Annotated in this window: 15 protein-coding genes; 4 read left to right on the top strand and 11 right to left on the bottom strand. The window is 47.7% G+C overall.

Annotated features, from left to right (window positions below):
- Positions 1-56: 56 nt before the first annotated feature.
- On the bottom strand, positions 57-560 hold the full coding sequence (locus LJ740_RS00170; RefSeq protein ID WP_229526994.1) for a hypothetical protein: 504 nt from the start codon (positions 558-560) through the stop codon (positions 57-59).
- Between the two features lie 341 nt (positions 561-901).
- Here LJ740_RS00170 and LJ740_RS00165 point away from each other — a divergent pair, with 341 nt between their 5' ends.
- A complete protein-coding gene (locus LJ740_RS00165) occupies positions 902-1,063 on the top strand; it encodes a hypothetical protein (protein WP_229526993.1) in 162 nt (53 codons plus the stop codon).
- Positions 1,064-1,282: 219 nt separating this feature from the next.
- Here LJ740_RS00165 and LJ740_RS00160 read toward each other — a convergent pair whose 3' ends face one another.
- From LJ740_RS00160 to LJ740_RS00135, 6 genes are all read right to left on the bottom strand, one after another.
- Positions 1,283-1,723 carry a hypothetical protein gene (locus LJ740_RS00160; protein WP_229526992.1) on the bottom strand — a complete coding sequence of 147 codons (441 nt, stop codon included), beginning with the start codon at positions 1,721-1,723 and terminating at the stop codon, positions 1,283-1,285.
- Positions 1,724-1,975: 252 nt separating this feature from the next.
- Positions 1,976-2,395, bottom strand: a complete 420-nt coding sequence (locus LJ740_RS00155) for a hypothetical protein (protein WP_229526991.1) — start codon at positions 2,393-2,395, stop codon at positions 1,976-1,978.
- Between the two features lie 200 nt (positions 2,396-2,595).
- Positions 2,596-4,170 carry a Na/Pi cotransporter family protein gene (locus tag LJ740_RS00150; RefSeq protein ID WP_229528010.1) on the bottom strand — a complete coding sequence of 525 codons (1,575 nt, stop codon included), beginning with the start codon at positions 4,168-4,170 and terminating at the stop codon, positions 2,596-2,598.
- A 125-nt stretch (positions 4,171-4,295) separates the two neighbouring features.
- Positions 4,296-5,582 (bottom strand): NAD(P)/FAD-dependent oxidoreductase, encoded by a 1,287-nt coding sequence (locus LJ740_RS00145; RefSeq protein ID WP_229526990.1) that lies wholly within the window; start codon positions 5,580-5,582, stop codon positions 4,296-4,298.
- Between the two features lie 169 nt (positions 5,583-5,751).
- Positions 5,752-6,249, bottom strand: a complete 498-nt coding sequence (locus LJ740_RS00140) for a MarR family winged helix-turn-helix transcriptional regulator (protein ID WP_229526989.1) — start codon at positions 6,247-6,249, stop codon at positions 5,752-5,754.
- 29 nt (positions 6,250-6,278) lie between these two features.
- A complete protein-coding gene (locus LJ740_RS00135; protein WP_229526988.1) occupies positions 6,279-8,246 on the bottom strand; it encodes a BCCT family transporter in 1,968 nt (655 codons plus the stop codon).
- Between the two features lie 297 nt (positions 8,247-8,543).
- Between LJ740_RS00135 and LJ740_RS00130 the strand changes: the two genes are divergently transcribed.
- Both LJ740_RS00130 and LJ740_RS00125 read left to right on the top strand, forming a co-directional pair.
- On the top strand, positions 8,544-11,186 hold the full coding sequence (locus LJ740_RS00130) for a TonB-dependent receptor (protein ID WP_229526987.1): 2,643 nt from the start codon (positions 8,544-8,546) through the stop codon (positions 11,184-11,186).
- Between the two features lie 87 nt (positions 11,187-11,273).
- On the top strand, positions 11,274-13,235 hold the full coding sequence (locus LJ740_RS00125) for a tetratricopeptide repeat-containing sulfotransferase family protein (protein WP_229526986.1): 1,962 nt from the start codon (positions 11,274-11,276) through the stop codon (positions 13,233-13,235).
- 84 nt (positions 13,236-13,319) lie between these two features.
- On the opposite strand, the gene LJ740_RS00120 is transcribed toward LJ740_RS00125, so the two are convergent.
- Positions 13,320-13,619, bottom strand: a complete 300-nt coding sequence (locus LJ740_RS00120) for a 4a-hydroxytetrahydrobiopterin dehydratase (RefSeq protein WP_229528009.1) — start codon at positions 13,617-13,619, stop codon at positions 13,320-13,322.
- Positions 13,620-13,849: 230 nt separating this feature from the next.
- On the opposite strand from LJ740_RS00120, the gene LJ740_RS00115 reads away from it, so the two are divergent.
- Positions 13,850-14,584 carry a substrate-binding periplasmic protein gene (locus LJ740_RS00115; protein ID WP_229526985.1) on the top strand — a complete coding sequence of 245 codons (735 nt, stop codon included), beginning with the start codon at positions 13,850-13,852 and terminating at the stop codon, positions 14,582-14,584.
- Between the two features lie 45 nt (positions 14,585-14,629).
- Here the strand turns inward: LJ740_RS00115 and LJ740_RS00110 are convergent, their stop codons facing one another.
- The 3 genes from LJ740_RS00110 to LJ740_RS00100 all read right to left on the bottom strand — a co-directional run bounded on the left by LJ740_RS00110 (position 14,630) and on the right by LJ740_RS00100 (position 20,321).
- Positions 14,630-15,679 (bottom strand): efflux RND transporter periplasmic adaptor subunit, encoded by a 1,050-nt coding sequence (locus LJ740_RS00110; RefSeq protein ID WP_229526984.1) that lies wholly within the window; start codon positions 15,677-15,679, stop codon positions 14,630-14,632.
- A gap of 11 nt (positions 15,680-15,690) precedes the next feature.
- A complete protein-coding gene (locus tag LJ740_RS00105; RefSeq protein WP_229526983.1) occupies positions 15,691-18,792 on the bottom strand; it encodes an efflux RND transporter permease subunit in 3,102 nt (1,033 codons plus the stop codon).
- A gap of 152 nt (positions 18,793-18,944) precedes the next feature.
- Positions 18,945-20,321: a Type 1 glutamine amidotransferase-like domain-containing protein gene (locus LJ740_RS00100; protein WP_229526982.1), complete on the bottom strand. Its 1,377-nt coding sequence runs from the start codon at positions 20,319-20,321 to the stop codon at positions 18,945-18,947.
- Positions 20,322-20,416 lie beyond the last annotated feature (95 nt).

The following is a 20,416-nucleotide window of genomic DNA, read 5'->3' as shown; positions in this document are numbered from 1 at the left end:
AGATTAAATAACCTTTTCCATTGATTCAATTACACGTGATTACATCTCGCAAATATTTAATTGGGCGGTCTTATAATTACAAGGTCAGGATCACACATAAATCGCTGTCCGGTTTCGGTGTCGTAAACCCACACCTCAAAATAGGTACTTTCGGCTATTTCGCCATCATCTAAGGCCAGATTGATTTTGCTGGTTGTCTTTTTGGTGAGGGTGACATCTTCCGGGTGTTGTGCTGTTATCCAGCGAAACTGATAGCGATTTTGGGTATCATCATGAAAACGGAATTTGACGATGCGATTGGTGTCATCCATAGAAAAGTTCAGGCTATCCGGGGTATAGAGGTAATGATAACTATCTCCCACTTCCGCCAGTTTGGCTTCTGCTGGCGGTACTTCATCAGGTGCCCACAGATTCAGGGTAAAGGTTTGTACCTGCTTTTGCTGTCCTCGCCGCTGGTGTTGTTCACCTGACTGAGCGTTACGGAATTGACTCTCGGCAGTTACCGTTTCCGCCATTACCTGTGGTGCGCTTAATGCTGCCAGCAAGAGCACACTTAACATTCGTTTCTTCATCCTGATTTATCCCTGATCTGAATTTTTCTGAAATTTATTCATTACTTGCGCAACTGATTATCCGTTGCTTTTCTGCACAGTGCAACCGCATAAATTAATTAAATAATGTGCTCATAATTTAACCTGTAAGTTTTACCATTCAAGTATGAAAAGCAAGGCGAGAACATGAATGCTCATCTAATGACCATAGTGTCCAGAAACAAAAGAACTCATTTAAAGACAAAGCAAAACAGATTCGCCTTCAGGCTCGATTAAACCAATATTTGTTCGAAGTGCTAATCCGAAACTCCCTTTACGCGCAATAAATTAAGACATCAGTTAAAACAACGATGAGAGCTATCAGGGATGATAGCTCAATCAATGCCCGGCACAGGGATGCTGTCATTGATGGTCGTCGTTGTTCTGATGGCGATGTTTATGTTGTTGCGCGTCAGGGGCTGCGGGGGATTCTTAAGGGGGTCACTTCACAGCCCGGTCACCTTAAGGCGTAGTCGGCGGCCCGACAATGATTTCAAACAATGGCCAGTAGTTGAATTAGGCTGCAGCGCCGAAAAAAGTCAAACAAAGCAGCTGAATATTAGTCTCACTTAGGACAGGCTATGCCTGAATATCGCTGAAAAACCGTTGGGCCACTAACAATAGAAATTAAAGTGACTTTGGTTTGCTGTCGCTGTACAACAGCAAAACCCAAAGTCATGTTTGTTCGCCCATCAGACAACCGTTTGCGCAAAAGTGGATGTTGGTTGCTGTCCATTGCCCCACTCAGTGATATTCACATCGTGGCTGGCAGCACCATCCAGGGTGACGCTTTTAAAACGCAAAATCTGGTTAGTATCGCTGCCCTCGATATCAGCCGTTTCCAGCACAGCGACGACTTTGTGATTTCCTGCCGACAAATTCTGAGGTTCAATCACCAGTTGTGAAAATGCTGTCGCTTCGTTGTTGCCATAAGCATAGTTAGCCATCAGAGCAAAACTATTTACGTTAGAACCTTCGTTATGCCAGGTCCAGGGATTCGCATCACATGGGCCGTACCAGTATTCTCCGGTATTAGGGTCAACCAGATTTCCTACTACCAATCCGGATACGCCTTCCTGATAGTCGCCACCACCTTGCATTACCAATTTAATTTCAATTGAAGTTGCCGCCATGAGTCTTTCCTCTTAACAAGTTTAATTAGTGAGTCGCCCTGTTGTTTAACCGCATTTACCGCAAGGCTTAGTAAAAGACTATGAAGTATTCGGGGTGATGGGTATTACAATCCATTACAGGTTAATTGAGCCTGGCGGGTCGATATTATTCGGGAGGGCGGCGTTTACGGGGCAGAGTAAAAATAACATAGATCGTGGTTAGCGTTAGTGCCGCCGGATTTGCTGCTACTCTGCCCTTCTGAATAAAAACCGTTACTTTTCAGCTAACGTCAGTTGGCCGTCGATATTGGATATATCTGCCAGTTGCGCAGCGTCTTTGGCAGTGTAGCGAACCGGCACAGAGCGCACCCAGCTTCCATCGATTTTTTTACATAGCGCCTGAATGGTAACGTGAATGCCAATACTGGTTAATTGATAACTACCGGCAGGTACGAAAACACCGAACTGATTGGTCGGGTTTGGCCTGCTTCCGTTGCCGCCTCCCACAACCAGGTTACCGTTTTCATTAATAATGTCGCCAATATGACGGGCTTCGGTGGCCGGGTATGTCACAGCAGCATTGGGGTTATGTGAGCCGTCAACACGGGTGCTGATGGCATTGATAGACACCTCCACATCTTTAGCCGTTAGAAGATAGCTACCATGTGGCAGGTATTGGTTTGATTCTGACATGTACTTGTCCTTACATTGGAAATAATTAAGAAGTCAGAGATTTTTCATAATCACGGCAACTTCGACGCAGGCAGCATATTTTAGGAGTAAAAAAATTGACATTACACAAAATTACAGGTGGTCGAGCGCTCACAACCTGATGCCAAAACGGCAGCGTTTCAAACACGGTTTTTGTCCGGAACCGGTATCCGGCAATAGGCTCATTCAGACACCAGAGCAGCCATTGCTTCTCGTCGTTTCTGTAATTTAACCAGCAATTTGGCAATGCGCTTTTGCACATCCAGCAGTGCATTGGCGTCGCGTAATTGCTTTTCGTGGATCTGTTTATTTTGCAGTGCCTGAAACACCTTATCGTTTACATCGCTGCTTTTGGTTTCTAATTCTTTGAGGGAAATTTTGAGCGCTGAAACCGGCATTCCGGCTACCAACTGCAGCGGCACTGACTGAAACGTTAATGTCAGCTCGTTCAACGTCTCGGTTAGCACTGAATTGCCGAGGGAATCCCTTAAGTGGTGCAGGTCTTCCACCAAAACCGTTAAGTTGGATAGGGTCTGACTATTCTTGATTGCCAGATTAAACCCTTCCACCAGATTATTATCCATAGGTTGTTTGAGTACTTTAACAACAAAACCATCCAATTTACCGAGCAAGGCGCGCAATTGAGCGCCATTTTGTCGGGTTTCTTCGGTGGAATAGGTGGCAAATTGCTCGCTTAACCGTTTTACCAAATGCTCAAATTCTTTTATCACTGAGCGAGCGGCGATGGCTGGCACTTCTGTGGAGGTGGCATCCACATATTGCAGTTTCAGGGCGCGATCCTGCTCAACAAACCTTGTTGTCAGAAAGGCAGTGATTCTGGGTTCGATAAATATCATTATCAGCACCCCAACAAAATTAAACAGTGTATGGTATACAGCTAACCAGAAAGCGGCATTGCCGCCCATTAGCTTGCGCTCGTAGCCAATGGTGAATATCTCTGACACCAGTGGCAACATGCCAAATGCCGCAACGGCGGCCACCAGATTAAAAATCACATGCGCCCAGGCCACGCGCTTTGCGTTTGCTGTAGCCCCAATGGTGGCTAACAGTGCGGTTGAGGTGGTACCAATATTGGCGCCTATCACCGCCGCTGCGCCCAATACCAGCGGAACACTACCGGTATTAACCAAAGTCAAGATCACAGCCATAGCAGCGCTGAAAGACTGCATCAGCGTGGTCATAATGCAGCCAATGAGTGTAAACAGGATGATTTGGTAAAGTTCCGACTGGCGAGACAATAAAAAGCTAAAATCCCCCTGATAGCCCTGCATTGCTCCTTGCAATGTATTCAGGCCGATAAACAACAATCCAAAGCCGGAAACAGCCAAACCCAGTGCTTTGAGACGAGACCCACGGGATAAAATATGCAGGAAGGCGCCCATGCCCACCAGAGGTAAAGCAAACAACTCTACTTTAATTTTAAAGCCCACCAGCGCCACTATCCAACTGGTCATAGTGGTACCGACATTGCTACCAAACACAACCCAGGCAGATTGGCCGATAGTCAGCAATCCGGCATTGGCAAACCCAATCGTGGCAACAGTCACCACGCTGGAAGATTGTACCAGTGCGGTCAGCGTAAAACCGGAAGCGAAGCCTCTGACTTTTGAACGGGTACCGGCGTGTAAATATTGTTCCAGTTGTTGTCCGGCAGATTGTTTCAGACCATCGGTTAACAGCATCATGCCCAACAGAAATAACCCAATGCCACCTACCAACGTGCCCAATAACGCCATCACTTGCCCATTGCTAAACCTCGTTACTATTAGCATAGTCAAAAAACAAAAAAGGCCGTACCTGAGTACGACCCCTCTGTGTTTAGGCTAAAAACAAGCCTGGGCGGATACTACACCGCCTTGGTTTAATGCAATTTTAAGGTAGGCCGTAACCGCTTATTGATGCGATTAACCAGCATAAAAAACAGGGTTTTCAATTTGCCGTAGACCACCATCTGATGCATGCGATACAAACTGATGTACACCATTCGCGCTAATTTGCCTTCGATAAACACACTGCCTTTGGACAGGCTTCCCATCAGGCTGCCAATGGTTGAATAGGACGACAACGACACCAATGAACCATAATCTACGTATTGATACGCTTTAGCCTGCTGCCCGGTGTGCAGGCGTTTGATATTATCAAATAGGCAACTGGCCATCTGATGTGCAGACTGCGCTCGTGGCGGCACTTTTGTATCATCCGGCATGATGCAATGGGCACAATCTCCGATCGCAAAGATGTTGGCATCGTTACTGGTTTGCAAAGTGCGATCCACCACCAGCTGATTGATGCGATTGGTTTCCAAACCATCCAGCGCAAATAAGAATTCCGGCGCCTTAATACCAGCGGCCCAAACCGACATATCAGCCGGTATAAAGTCACCTTGTCTGGTCTGTAGTCCGTTTTTACTGGCTTCTGATACCGCGGTATTCAGCATCAAAGAAACCCCCAGCTGACGCAGTTCATGAGCCACCTTTTGCGCTATGCGCTCGGGTAATGCCGGTAACAGGCGCGGACCGGCTTCGATTACGGTGACTTTCAGTTTCGCCGAGGACACATTTTGATAGCCATAGGCTTTTAATAATTCAGCGGTTTTATAGAGTTCTGCGGCCAACTCTACGCCCGTTGCACCGGCACCGACGATGGCAATGTCCAGTTTGCTTTTGCTGCTATCCGATTGCAGTTTTAAAAACTCGTTCAGCAGTTGCACATGAAAACGTTGCGCACTGCCAGCCGAATCCAAAAAGATGCAGTGCTCTTTAACTCCTGGGGTGCCAAAGTCATTGGTCACTGATCCCAGTGCAAATACCAGCTTGCCATACACTATCTCTCGTGCGGGTAAGATGGTCTCACCGCTGTCGCTGACCATTGCCGCCAGCTTCAAGGTTTTAGTGGCACGTTCAAGTCCTGTGACTTCTCCTAACTGAAATTGAAAACCGTTTTTCTGGCTCAGTGCCAGATAGTCCAGACAATCAATGTCCGCATCCAGAGAGCCTGCTGCCACTTCATGCAGCAAGGGCTTCCAGATATGTGTTCGATTTTTATCTACCAACAGAACGTTGGTATCAGATTTTTTGAAATAGCGTCCCAGTTTTACGGCCAGCTCTAAGCCTCCGGCACCACCACCGACGATGACAATATCACCCATAAGTTTTTACCTGTTTAAATTTAAAAACGGGTCGTGGGGAAAGCCGTTATAGCGACGACTTTCGACGGGTGCTGAATGTGACATTATTACCGGGCAAAAAAGCACATGGCCGGAGAGGTAATTGGGTGTTTAAGTCAGCACACCTAAAAGCATAAAAGTGAAACCTGGTTTATTTATTGCTCGGCTCATGCGCCGTTTTGTCGTCAAAACTGGCGATTTCCAATACCGGTGCAGCATCCAGATTCTCGGCATCCATCATACTGGCCAGTCGCTGGATAGTTGCAATCATCAAACTTTGCTCCCAGTCTTCAAGACTGGCAAAACGATTGAGGAAATGTTCCTGAAACGGCATCGGAGCTTCGTTGAGTAACTCCTGACCTTTTTCGGTCAGAAACACCCCTACCCGCCGTTTGTCCTCAGTACTGCGGATGCGTTGCACCAACTCCCGCGCTTCCAGACGATCTAATATACTGGTGACGGTTGCTGCACTCAAATTAATATTGTCAGCTATCTGACGAACCATGATGCCCGGCACTTTGCCGATATTTTGCATCACTAACAATTGTGGACCGGTTAAACCAACTTCCCGATTGAGCTGCCTGGAGCGCAGATCAATAGCCCGAATCACCTTTCTCAGGGCTACCAATAATTCTTCGTCTTTTTCCATATCTCAATCCGGTCACGGGTTTTTAAGCATTAACGCATCAAATGCAAAAAATGCTGATGTTTATGGTACTGGTCGATGATGTCGTTGATAACCGCCGTTGTGGACCATCCCATAATATCGTAATCCTGCCCACCTTCTCTTAAGTGAACTTCGGCGCGATAGTAAGACTGTTCATGATCATTGTCCAGGCTTTCGGCCTCATTTGCGGCATAATCTGGCTGCTCGTGTTTACGCCGGTACACACCGTAAACAAATTCGATTTCTTCGCCGTGTTTTACGATCATTTCTATCGCTTTGGTTTTGCGAACTATCTCCACCTCGAGTTGATATTGCAGCAACTCTGTACGCACCGATTCAAACGCCTCATTAACGACATTGTCGAGAAACTGTTCCACGGTTTTTTTGTTGGGATAAGTAACAATGCTCTCCAGTCGCTCACGCCAGCCCTCTTTGTTGGTGCAGGTCACTAACGGCCCGGAACTAAAGGCCAGACTTTCTCTTTTATGACGCTCGATACGCAGTGATTTTATCAGACCGGCAATAGCCAGCAGCAAGACAATGGAAAATGGCAAGGCGGTGGCAATCGTCATGGTTTGCAATGCTGACAGGCCACCGGCGAACAACAATACAATTGCTACCACACCAACTGCTAACGCCCAGTAAATGCGCTGCCAAACAGGTGTGTTGTTATTACCATCGGAACACAGCATGTCTACCACCATTGCACCGGAGTCACAGGAGGTCACAAAAAACACCACCACCATCAGTAACGCCAGCACCACCAGAACGTCAGAAAACGGGAAGCTCTCAAGAAAAACAAATAAGGCGACGGAGGTATCTTCATTGACCAGTGCCCCTAAATTCGAATCGAAATTCTGCACTAAATCGATGGCGGTATTGCCAAACACGGTCATCCAAAACAAGGTAAAGGCGGTGGGAATAAACATCACACCAAGAATAAACTCCCGTATCGTACGGCCCTTAGATATGCGGGCGATAAAAATCCCCACAAACGGTGCCCAGGCCAGCCACCATCCCCAGTAAAAGATGGTCCAGCCGCCTATCCAGTCTTTTTTCTGATAGGCAAATAAATTGAAGGTATTGCGCACAAGGTCAGATAAATAATCCCCGGTGTTTTGCAAATAGGCCTGCAGCAAAAACACCGTTGGACCAAGAATAAGTATAAACAGCAGCAAGGCCACGGCCATCATCATATTGGTTTGAGACAGGATCTTAATCCCCTTGTCCAGCCCTGACACTACAGACACGGTAGCCACAGCAATAACCGCAATCATCAACAAAATTTGATTGCTGGTATTTACTTCAATACCGGTTAAATAGGCCAGTCCGGCGTTAATTTGCGCGGCACCGAAGCCCAAAGACGTGGCAACGCCAAAAATGGTACTGACCACCGCAAATATGTCTACCCAGTGGCCTGCCCAGCCGCGCACTCTGTCCCCAATAATTGGGTACAGCGCAGAACGCAAGGTCAATGGTAAGTTATTGCGAAAACTAAAGTAGGCCAGGATTAACGCCACAATGGCATAAATGGCCCAGGCGTGTAAGCCCCAGTGAAAAAAGGTCATTTTCATGGCCTCTTTTACCGCTTCGATGCCACCAGGCTCTGCGGTAGGCGGAGCCATAAAATGCATAAGCGGCTCTGCCACGCCAAAAAACATCAGGCCAATGCCCATTCCGGCCGCAAATAACATAGATAACCAGGTGGCCAGATTGTAATCCGGCTGAGCGTGATCTGGCCCAAGTTTTACTTCACCGTATTGCGACAACCCCAGATACAGTGTCGTCACTAAGATAACGGCTACGGTTAAGACGTAAAACCAACTGCCGCTACTGACAATTTCGCTTTGCAACGTATCAAAAAATGACTCAGCGAATTGCGGTGCCAGCAAAGTAAACAACACCAGCGCCGTAATGCTGATAGTTGCAACGATAAAAACATTTAAATTAAGGTGTCGAAATGTGCTGGCGGAAATCACGCGTGAGGGCCTTCCTTGAGTTATCGGATTAGCTGAAACTCAGCATTTAAAATCGTATTCTAATTATAATGACATATTCTATAAAGGCCATTTTAAGTATCGAACACATTAATATGGCTTAATAATTTCATTTTTGAGGGAAACACAGCCTCTATTCACCTCAACTCTATTCATTAGAACTATACTTATTTTGCAGTTTTCAGGAAATACATTTAAGCTTTAAATAGAAATACTTATAAGTTCCCAGGGAACATTAATACTCACCGCAATCACAACAACACACACATAGGTCACACAATGCATAAATCCAGAATTTGTTGTGCAGTCATTGCCGCGCTGGCAACAGCGGGCGTCAACGCCCAGGAATCCACGGGCAAGGCCGCACTTGAAACCATTGAAGTTACCGCCACCAAGAGAACCGAATCAGTTCAGGAAATACCGGTATCCGTTACCGCAATCAATGGCAGCGCACTTGAAAACTTAGGCATAGACAACTTCCAGGACTATGTCGAATTTCTGCCCAACGTAGTATTTCAGGGCACAGGCCCGGGGCAAAACGAAATCTATATTCGCGGCGCGGCCACCACCCAAACAAACATTGCCGTGTCGTCTGTTCAGGCCCTGCAACCTTCCGTTGCCTTCTATCAGGATGAACAACCGGTTTCCATGCAAGGCCGAAACATGGACATCTTCGCCACTGACGTTCAACGGGTTGAGGTACTGCCTGGTCCACAGGGTACCCTGTTTGGCGCCAGTTCACAGGCAGGTACGGTGCGTATTATCACCAACAAACCAGATTTAAGCGGATTTACCGCCGGAATTGACCTGGATCTGTCCACAACCGATGGCGGTGAAGCCAGCAATACATTCGAAGCCTACGTAAACGCGCCGGTATCGGAAAATTTTGGTATTCGTATCGCTGCCTACAACGATAAACAGGGGGGCTGGATTGACAATATTCCCAATCAACCTGGACAAGGTGGTTATATCGGTAGTGCTGTGGTTATCGACAGAATTTCAGGTGGTCCGCTGAGCGATCCGGAAAACACACCGGTAGTCTCACCCACCAACAATTCCCTGGTAGAAGATGATTTTAACGATGCCCAGTACACAGGGGCGAGATTTAGTGCGTTATACGATAACCAGGACTGGTCCTTCTTAATCCAACATACTGAACAGGTATTGGAAACTGAAGGCGTATTTGCCTACGATCCTAATCTCGAAGGTGAAAGCTCAACCAACCGCTTTCAGCCTGATGACAACAAAGACGAGTTTGGCTTAACCACCTGGACGATTGAAGGACGACTGGATCAATTAGAGCTGGTATACACAGGTGGTTACCTGAATCGGGAAATCGAGTCCAATGTAGATTACACCGGCTACACTAATGGTGGCTTATTTGCCGCCTATTATGTGTGTAATCATTATCAGGCGGAAACTCCGGAAGATGAGCGCTGTTTAGATCCGAGTAAATTCTATAAAGAAGACACCCAAACGACCCGAACAACGCACGAGTTTCGCTTCAATACTGATGCTTCTAATCGCTGGCGTTTAACAGCCGGGATATTTTTAGATGAACAATCCCTGGACACCATAGGCCGATTTAAGCTGGGCAATACTGACCTGGCCTTCTTCTCTGATATGCAGCGCACCACCGTTGGTACAGAAGGTATCAATAGTGATGGTGGCCCATTCGAGCCGGATGTCAGCTTTGTAAATGATGTCAGCCACGATATCAATCAAATTGCCGTATTTGGTAATCTGGAATACGACATCACAGACTCCGTTACCGCCACAATCGGTGCCCGTTGGTACGAAATTGAAGACGAATACAAAGGCTCAACCACAACGGTTGATGTGTCCCGCCGGTTACGGGCTTTTGGTACTTTGGACCCTGATGAATTAATGGCTGTAGGAGAAGATCCTGAATTGATTCAGGCGGCCATTGAATCCGGGCAACTGCAAGTAGACCTGTTAGATGATGACGGAGTGCTCACGGTTGATGATACCATTTTAAAGTTCTCTGTTGACTGGAAAGTTAACCGGGACTTATTGCTGTTTGCGACCTACTCGGAAGGTTTCAGACCACCGGTAACCAATCGCGTGGGTGGCGGGCTTGCCACAAATCAAAATGGCGCCTTTGATGGTTTCCGCATACCGGTTTACTCATTAACCGATACCCTGGATAACTACGAACTGGGCGTGAAAGGTGACTTCCTGGATGGCACCCTGCGGGTGAATGCCACTGCCTATTACTCGGATATCACAGACTTGCAAACGTCTCGGTTTGACCCCACCAATATCAGCTTCCTGGTCTTTACCGATAATGTCGGTGATGCGGAAATTCGAGGTATTGACGGAGATATTACCTGGGTGGCCACCGAGAACCTGATCATTAATGGTGCTTTCAGTTTACTGGACACTGAGCTGACCGCCATTAATCCTGAACTGGAAGGAATCGCACCACCCATCGGCAGTGAACTCCCCTACTCGTCTGATTTTTCCGGTAATTTACGCGCCCGGTATTATTTTGACCTGGAAGGTGATCTCAGCGGTTACATAAACGGCTCATTGGTTTACACCGGTGACCGTCTGGCCAGCATGAAAATGGATGCCTATGTACTGGAAGATACCACGCAGTTAGTTTACGGCACGGGCTCCGGACTCACAATCCAGGATGAAGCCGCTGAATACGAAGGTGTTACCTATACCGACTCTAATGGCGAGGTATTTCGCGGTGGACGTTATGTTCAGGACAGTTACCTGTTAGCCAACCTGGCGGTGGGTGTCACCAACGACGAATGGAAAATTGAGCTATACGTTGACAATATCACCAATGAGAGCGCGATATTGCACATCGATAATCAGCAATTTACTCCCAAAGTGGTCACAAACCGTCCACGTACTGTTGGGGTACGTTTTTCTTATGATATGTTCTGAGGCAACATAAGTTCGATATCACCAGGCAGGCTTTTCAGCCTGCCTTTTTTATGAGACCGTAACGCGTAAAATTGACCAGGCGTATTGATGATTGCAGAGATTAAAAAGGCATTAGCCCAGGGGCAGTTTGCCGAATCCATAAAGCTGGCCCAAAACGGCATAAAGACTGAACAAGATGTCGCCAGTCAAAAGGAATTGCACTACCTGCTGGCCGTTGCTTTCCGGCTAAGTGGTACTCCTGACAAGGCTATCAGCAGCAATCAACAACTTATTCAGCAGTATCCCGAACACGCCAGGTGTTGGCAAGAATTGGGGCATTGTTATGTTGCGCTTAACCAACCCCATGACGCCGCAAAACACTTTTATAAAGCAACCCAACTGAATCCGGCATTACTGGCCAGTTGGCGCTATTTAGAAAGTTATTATCAGCAATCACAGAATAGTCAGGCTCTGGCACTGGCCCGCAAACAGACCCAGCGACTTTCGGCGCTGCCAAAGCCCATCTTAGGTGCCAGAGACCTCATGTATGAGGGACATTTAGACACAGCCGATAAGTTATGCCGCCAGTTCTTAAGTCAGAACAAACACCATGCAGAAGCCCTGACATTACTGGGCGAAATCGGTTTGCAACTCAAAGCCTATGCCGAAGCAGAGTTTGTGCTGGAAAGCTGTGTTGCCTTGTATCCCGATCACTATTATGCCGGGCTGGAATACATAAAATTACTCAATCAAATTGGCAAATTTCGGCAATCTCTTCAAACCTGTGACACACTTTTACAACACTACCCGCAGGAAAAATCGTTTTTACTGGCCAAAGCCGGAGCGCTTCTGGGTATTGGCGATATTCAGGGCTCTGTGACACTGTATCAGGCACTGCTGGCTCAGGATGAACAACAGCCTTACATCAACCTGTTATTGGGCCATGCCCTGAAAGCTGATGGTCAATTGCAGGCAGCCATTGCGGCCTACCGCACCGCCTGGCAAATCAAACCAGATTTTGGTGATGCCTACTGGAGTCTGGCGAATACCAAAACCTATCAGTTTCAGGATGTAGAACTGCAAGCCATGACATCCCTGACCAGGACAGACGACACCAGCACCGATGACCGGATTCATCTTCATTTTGCATTGGGCAAAGCCTATGAAGACAAAAAACAATACCCATTGGCATTTGAACATTTTCAAAAGGGTAACCAGTTAAAGCAAGCGCAACTCAATTACGATATTGCCAGTGTTGAGCGACAGGTTGAGCGCCAAATAGCCCACTGCAATAGTGCCCTGTTTACCAATTTACCGGATGTGGGTTGTGATGATGCCGCGCCGATATTTATCGTAGGGCTACCAAGGGCGGGCTCAACTCTACTTGAACAAATTCTGGCGTCACACTCGCAGGTTGAGGGAACGATGGAATTGCATAACATTTTAAGTCTGGTTACTCGCCTGCGGGGCAACAAAAATGCCTATCCGGACAACCTGACACAAATCGATTCTGGCTATTACGCCCGTTTTGGTGAGCAATATATTCAGGACACCCAGGTGTATCGCAGCAACAAACCTTACTTCATCGATAAGATGCCCAACAATTTTTTGCACCTTGGTCTGATCAAGCTGATCTTACCCAACGCCAAAGTCATTGATGCCCGCAGAGCACCAATGGATTGTTGTTTCAGTGGCTACAAACAACTATTTGGTGAAGGACAAGAGTTTTCCTACAGTCTCGACACTCTTGCTCGCTATTATCTGGCTTACGAGAAACTGATGGCCCATTGGGATGAAGTATTGCCCGGTTTCGTATTGCGGGTGCAACATGAAGATGTCCTGGATGATCTTGAAAGCCAGGTCAGGCGAATTCTGGCATTTTGCAATCTGCCCTTCGAAGAAAGCTGCCTGCGCTTTTACGAAACCGAGAGAGCCATAAAAACCCCCAGCTCTGAGCAGGTTAAACAGCCGATTAACCGCAAAGGACAAGGGATATGGCGTCACTATGACAGCCAGCTGACCGCCCTAAAGGCTCACTTCCCCCAGGATAATACCCTGCAGGAGCCATAATATCTCTGCTCCAGGGATGGGCTTTAGCACCAGATCTTTACGGAATATTCGGTGTGTAGTGCTGGCTATCGCCTTTGATTTTATTTACCGACTTTGAGCTAACAACTCCATCTGATTGGCCAAATCAAAATCTTTTTGGGTAATGCCATTGGCATCATGAGTGACCAGTGTCACATCGACTTTATTGTAGACGTTGAACCATTCCGGGTGATGATCCATTTTCTCAGCGACAATAGCCACTTTACTCATCCAACCGAAGGCTTCAATAAAATTGCTGAACTTAAAACGCTTTTGCAACGACCCATCCACCAACTTCCATTCATTTTTACAACTAAGGTTTAATTGACCTAGCGCTTTTTGTATATCATTGTTATTAAATGCCATCATAGTTATTCACTCCCGAGTAAGATGAAGGCTACAGATAAGCCTTCGCCAAATGTTAGGTTATTCAGGTGACTTTGGACGTCCCGGAGTTCAATGCAATCCCTGATAACTATAATGATAAAAGTAAATTGGGTAAATTTCTGTTGTATTTATTTTTGAGTAAGTTTTTCTGGATTACCCTTGTAACATACTTGTTCTGTAGCTTTTCTCTGCAGGGCAAGGAAAAGCTCATGCCGGCGGTTGAACGCCCGGTAATTCGCCTGATCGCCAATCATCTTCCGCCCTATATGATCATCAGTAAAACTGAAAAAGGAAGCAGTTATGCCGGTTTCGAACATGATCTGACACAAATTTTAGCTAAGACACTGGGGGTTACATACGACTATTACGAGTGCGACTGGTCGGCCTGTATGCGCGCATTGCGCGATGGAAATGTGGATATGGCGCACTCTTTACTTTATTCCAGCACCAGGGCCGCTTTTCTGGAATTTGTCCCACCGGCTTACCTGAAAGATGTGCATTCAACCGTGTTTTACCAACGCTACGACGACAAACGTGTCATCGATGAGTTCAAGGATTTACAACAGGACAACTTCGTTATTGGTTACGTTGGCAGCACCGTGTATTTTGAAAAGTTTGAGCAGGCAGATAACTTACTTAAAATGGATGTCAAAAATCGTGAAACCGGTATCGAGTTGTTAATTGCCGGACGCATTGATGTACTGGCTGGCTTTGACACCCTGTTTGATGGCGTCGAATTTAAAAGCCCCCACCTGAAACGTATTATGAAAAAGTCCATTTATCAGCCATCAACGGTACTGGAGTCGTTTACCGTGATCAGCAAGGCCAGCCCTTTGTTTGAACACCGGGAAGATATCAGCAGTGCATTACAGGAGTTATCGGACAACGGGGTACTTACCAAAATCAGTGAAAAGTGGATCCCTAAATCAAATATCATTCAGTGATCCGGGTGGCAGGCCAGTGCTTGCAGCATGGCCTGCGGTTATTTGTCAGGCATTGGGCACAGCAATCGTCACCGTTTGACCATCCTGAATACGCTCAGCGCCTCGTGTCGCCACTTTATCGCCCGCCTGAATCGCTTCACTTTGAATACTCACCCGTTCCTTCATGCCCTGTCCTACTTCCACCAGATGTCGGTGGGCTTTATTTTCATCATCGATAACCACCACAAAGGTGCCTTCTTTTCTGAGAATTAACGCATCCCGGTGCACGGTCAGCGTTTCCTGCGGTGCCCGTACCGGAATAGTGGCGGTTATCAGTTCACCGCTGGTCCAGCTTTCATTGGCACCGGCCGGCAAGCTAACCCGCAATTCAAACGACTGAGATTGTCTGTCGGCGGCCGGTATAATGGCCTTAATTTGCGCATTAATTTGATTATTCGCAGATTTGATCAATACATCTTTACTGGTGCGTATAAAAGGCAGGTATTTTACAGGTACGAAAATACGGCCTTCGAGGTTTTCAGTATCCAGCATCGTCACCAGTACATCACTGCGATTCACATCGCCACCGGCCTCTCTGACACGTTCAGTCACAACACCATCAAACGGCGCTTTGACAATCGCCCGACTCAGCTGATCGTTGATCTGACGCAACCGAAGTTGCGCTATCTCCAGATCGGCGCGAGCCAGGTCGTACTGCGATTGGGTTTGATCCAGTTGAAATGCCGAAGCGCTGTTGCTTTCCCGCAGATTCTGTAAACGCTCAACTTCCCTGGCGAGGTATTTGATATTGATTTGTTCGCGCCTGATTTCTGCTTGTTGCTCAGCCTGTTGTAGTTGCAATGGCAATTGATCAATTCTGGCGACTTCTTCGCCCTGCAAAAGATAAGTACCAGGCTCGGCCACAAACTCCAGGCGTCCGCCAACACCGGCGGTGAGTTGCACGTTATTGCGGCTGTAGATACTACCCACAATATCCACCGTTGGAACAAAAACGGATTTTTCCACTGTGCCAACCTTGACGGGTTTGGCAGGTGCCTGCTGGGCTGACACGTTAACGGCAAACAATAAACAGGCAAGTCCTGTTGATAATTTCATGTGAATTTTCATTAGACTGACTCCCGTCCCGCAAAGTCTGATGTTGAAGAAGTATAGTGGCTTTCCTGTTGTTGCTCTCCGATACGCAGCAGGGCTGGCAACAAAATCAAAGTAAACATGGCGCTGATCGCCATGCCACCTACAATAACCGTGGCAAGCCCACGATAAATTTCCGACCCTACGCCAGGTAAGATCATCAAAGGCAACATGCCAAATAAACTGGTTAAGGTACTCATGTACACCGGACGTGCCCGAATACGCACCGCCTGACTCACGGCCTCCCGACGACTTAATCCATCCCGTTCAGAGCTACGGGTTTGATCCACCAGTAAAATGGCATTGTTTACCACCAAGCCCAACAGGATGATAAATCCAATCATTGTCAGCAGATCCAAAGACTGGAAAGTAAACAGGTTCAGTACCCATAATCCCAACACCCCGCCCGCCAACGCCATCGGCATTACGGTGAGCACTAAAAAGCTGTCTTTGGCGGATTTAAACAACGCCGTCATCAGCAGGAACAAAATTACCAGAGCTAACACAAAGTTCTGCAACATGTCCCAAATCGCCTGTTGCATTCGGTTGGCATTGCCATTGATCAGTAAATTAGCGTCTGCCGGAAGTTCTGCTTTGATAGCCGGGATCACATGTTCTTCCAACTGTGCCATCGCTTCTTCCAGGGACAAGGTTTCCGGTGGCCGTATTATCAGGGTAACAGTGCGTTTACCATCCACTCTGCGCAACTGGCTGGGTCCGACAGTACGCGTCACCGTAGCTAACTCGCCCAGGGTCTGAATACCGGAAAGGGGGGTATAAACCGGCAATGAGGCAAACTCATCAGGATCAGTCCATTGTGAGCCGCGTAAAATCACATTCATGCGATCATTGCCGTCAAAGTACTCTGCTACAAACAGTCCGTCGGTAAAAGCCCGCACAGCGTTGGCCACATCACTGCGGTTTAGTCCCGCCTGCGTGATACGCCTATCATCAGGTATCAAGCGCAACTCAGGTTCGGCCATTGACAAAGCCGGTACGGGTTGCGCGCTGGTGCCAGGTAAATGCGCCTGAATGGTCTGAATACCTATCTGGGCTGCAGCCATCAGAGGCTCCATATCCGGCCCTTGTAGATCAATGTTAACCGAGCGACCATTGCCGCCACCGGTCACGTTTATCATAGAGCCACGGAACAAGAATACCTGGGTATCAGGCAAACCGGCCAGTACCTCGTTTTGCACTACCTGCATTAATTCTTCCACCCGGGTAGGATCATCGGCATAAATAAATCCGCCAGTAGAATCAGGGCCGTAGCTGTAGAAGTTATAGCTTTTAACTTTGGGTTGTAGTTCACCGTCGAGATAGGGCTGAATTCTATCCCGGAAGCGATTTGCCATTTCTTCGTCCAGAAACTCGATATTGCCACCCGGCGGCAAATTCAGGGAAAAGAAGAAACCATCAATCGGGGCTCTTGGCATAAAATCCGTGCGTGGCATTAAGCTGGTGGTTACCAGCACCGACCCCAGCATTAAACCAACAATCCAGCCTAATCGCCTTTGAGCGGTATTGGTTAACGCCATGATAAGACTGGTCAGTCTTTGCCAATAGCCTTCATGCGGATCTTGCTGTTGCGCATCTGACAACAGATACCGACTGGCAATGGGCAACACGGTCACCGCCGTTACCAGCGAAGCAATAACCGCAACGGAGAGGGTCAGGGCCAGATCTGAAAATAGCTGCCCTTCTATACCTTTCATAAACAAGATAGGTAAGAAAATCGCGACACTGGTGGCGGTGGATGCAAACAAAGCACCGGCAACCTGAGTCGCGCCTTTAACCACGGCCTTTTTGTTTTCCATGCCTTCACCGCGCAAACGCACGATGTTTTCCTGTACGATAATGGCGGCGTCCAAAACCAGTCCCACAGCAAACGCCACGCCTGCCAGAGAGATGACATTCAGACTGCGCTCCAACATACTGAGCACCAGAAATGCCACCATGACAGATAACGGAATGGTGGTAGCAATGATCAAGGTGGCCTTCCAACCGCGCAAAAACAACCACAAGATGCCCAAAGCCAGAAAGACGCCCAGTCCCAGATTACTCTTTACCAGCAACAACGCATTGCGAATATGCACCGATGAATCAAAACTCAAATCGATCATCAGGCCAACCTCAGCCAGCGGACCTTCATTAAGTTCTTTTATGGCCAGGTTAATGTCATCTAATAAGGCGACGGTATTGGCTTCATTGCCACGACTGACCGTGATGTAATAGGCGGGCGCGCCATTTCGCAGTGTAAATCCAAAGCGGTCAACCAGGGTGTTTTCCACCTTGGCCACGTCTTTCAAAAATACCGGTCGATCGCCACTATAAGAAATGATCATGTCAGACAAAGACTGTAAATCGTATTGCCCGGCAAATCGTACTGTGTACTGGCGCCGCCCGACATCCGCAAAGCCACCCGACACATCTGACGCTCTGGAAACCGTATTGGCCACCTGGCCGATTGAGATACCAAGAGCCGCCAATTTATAGGGATCGAAGGTAATACGCAGTTCACGGGGGCGCTGACTATTCAGATTGACCTGTCCGACACCAGAGATACGGGCTAAGCGGGGCTCAATCACATCTTCAATTAAGGCCTGATGATTCGCCATGTCAGCCAAATCATTGCCGGGAACGGGACGCACCAGTAAAGAAGCAGCATTGGGTCCGCCCCGGCCTCCTCCGGTAGCGACTACAGGTTCAAATACGTCCAGAGGCAGTGGCGGTGCCTGATTGAGATTATTGATCACATCCAGCATGGCCTGCTGCATGTTGGTGCCAACATCAAACGTCAGTGTAATATTGCCAAACCCTTGCTGGATGTTCGTTGCCACATCCACCACGCCACGGGTGTTTTTCACCACATTTTCCTGTGGCTCAATAATCACGGATTCCACTTCTTCCGGTGCAGCCGCTCGCCACCCGGTGGATATGGTTATCTGAGGTTGTTCAATATCCGGTGTTAATTGTATGGGCAATTTCAACATGGCAATAACGCCAAAGATGAACACCAGGGCCACAATAACCAACACGGCAGCCGGGTTTTTAACTGATGAGCGAGTGAGGTTCATGTTTGTTCCAGTAAATCCTACGCGGGCATAACAGCGGAATTACAGTGTTAAAGCGCAAGATTTTCCAGTGCTTTTAGATGAACGACACAGTAAACAAGACAGGTGGAAAGACGCACCACTTCAATGACAGAAATGGTGCGTGATTTTAACAATTAATAGGGATTGACCGGATTATAAAAATTGCTGTACCGGCCATCGATATCGAGCCGCGTAGGACTCACACTGGATGCGCCGGTTAACACATTAAACGTGTCTCCGGGCTGCAAACGATAATTGAGCAGATCATCCAGAATGAGTGCCTGACCACAACTGGCCTGCGTAAAACTGGTTTGTCCGTCAGTTTTTAAAACATAGACATTGCCGGTGCCATCAACAATCCCATTACCATCTTCAGTAACAAACAAGGCGCTGTCTTCATCTACGCCGATGGCGGTGTTACCAGAACCAATATTAGCCAGGAAGTTAGCCATCCGCCCCATGCGGTCACGCTCTGCGAAATGCGTATCAGTTATGATATTTGCCATCACCGGGGTATTCAGGAAGTTAGTCGAGATATTCACGGTTTCATGACATAAATCGGTTACCACTTCTTCACTGATAGCACCTAACACCCCGTCGGGGTCGTAAACATACTCACCCTGTACCGCATTGCCCGCCGATGTACCGCCAATGATACCGTTGTTGCTATAGACGTGTTGCAGTGCTGTCTGCACCTTAGTGCCCTGCCATTGATTTAGATAATCAGATTGGTCACCACCGGCGATAAACACAAATTCAGCAGATTTAATCGCCCATTCCACATAATCGGAATTAGCACGGGAAACAGTATCTACGATAATTGTTTCAACCGAATTTGCGCCGGTTAACGGCAGCAGGTAACTGTTGTAAGCATCAGTGCCAGAAGTTCGCAACACGACAACATCACCACCATCAATATGCGGATTGACCCGCTGGCTAAACGACGCATCCACATCAGGACCACCGCCCATTAACAACACAGCCCCTTGTGCCGGTTCAGCGATACAAACATCCTGAGCGTTGCCACTGATAAACGCCTGTAATCCACCGGGTTTGCTCGGGCGAGCGCCGTATTGAGTACAACCGCCACCACCACCTGAACCACTGTCAGGGTAGTTAATAGTCAGATCATACCACCCCGTACCACTGTAGCGGCTCACTTTCAAAAAGTACTCACCGGCACCACCAGAGTATGATCCGGTTTCCGGCACAGCGCTGGTGGCCCCGGAGGCGACAGCGCTGCCGGTAGAGCGATAGAGATCCCAGTCGAAATCGTTATTGCCATTGTGATCCAGCGAGATACTGATAGTACCGCTGCTGGCGGCATCGAATCGATACCAGTCCCTGTCATTGCGGGAGCTGATACTTCCCTCTATCAGTACACCACTACAAATGCCGTCATTAGCATTGGATTCAGTGTTATTTGACTCGCTTTCCTGCGTGAGGCAGGCATTGGCCACAGACGAAGCCAAAAGTGTCATGACAGACACCAGTTTCATTGATGTTTTCATAGATTTTTCCAACAGTTGTTGTTAACAGTTTTTGATTATTTTTATTGTTTTTTGCTTGCAGGAATACGCCCGCTATTTGCAAGCGGAAATATCGG

Source organism: Planctobacterium marinum (assembly GCF_020687805.1).
GTDB classification, from domain to species: Bacteria; Pseudomonadota; Gammaproteobacteria; order Enterobacterales; family Alteromonadaceae; genus Planctobacterium; species Planctobacterium marinum.
The sequence above is the reverse complement of the archived record's forward strand: the minus strand, read 5'-3'. Positions and strand labels throughout refer to the sequence as shown.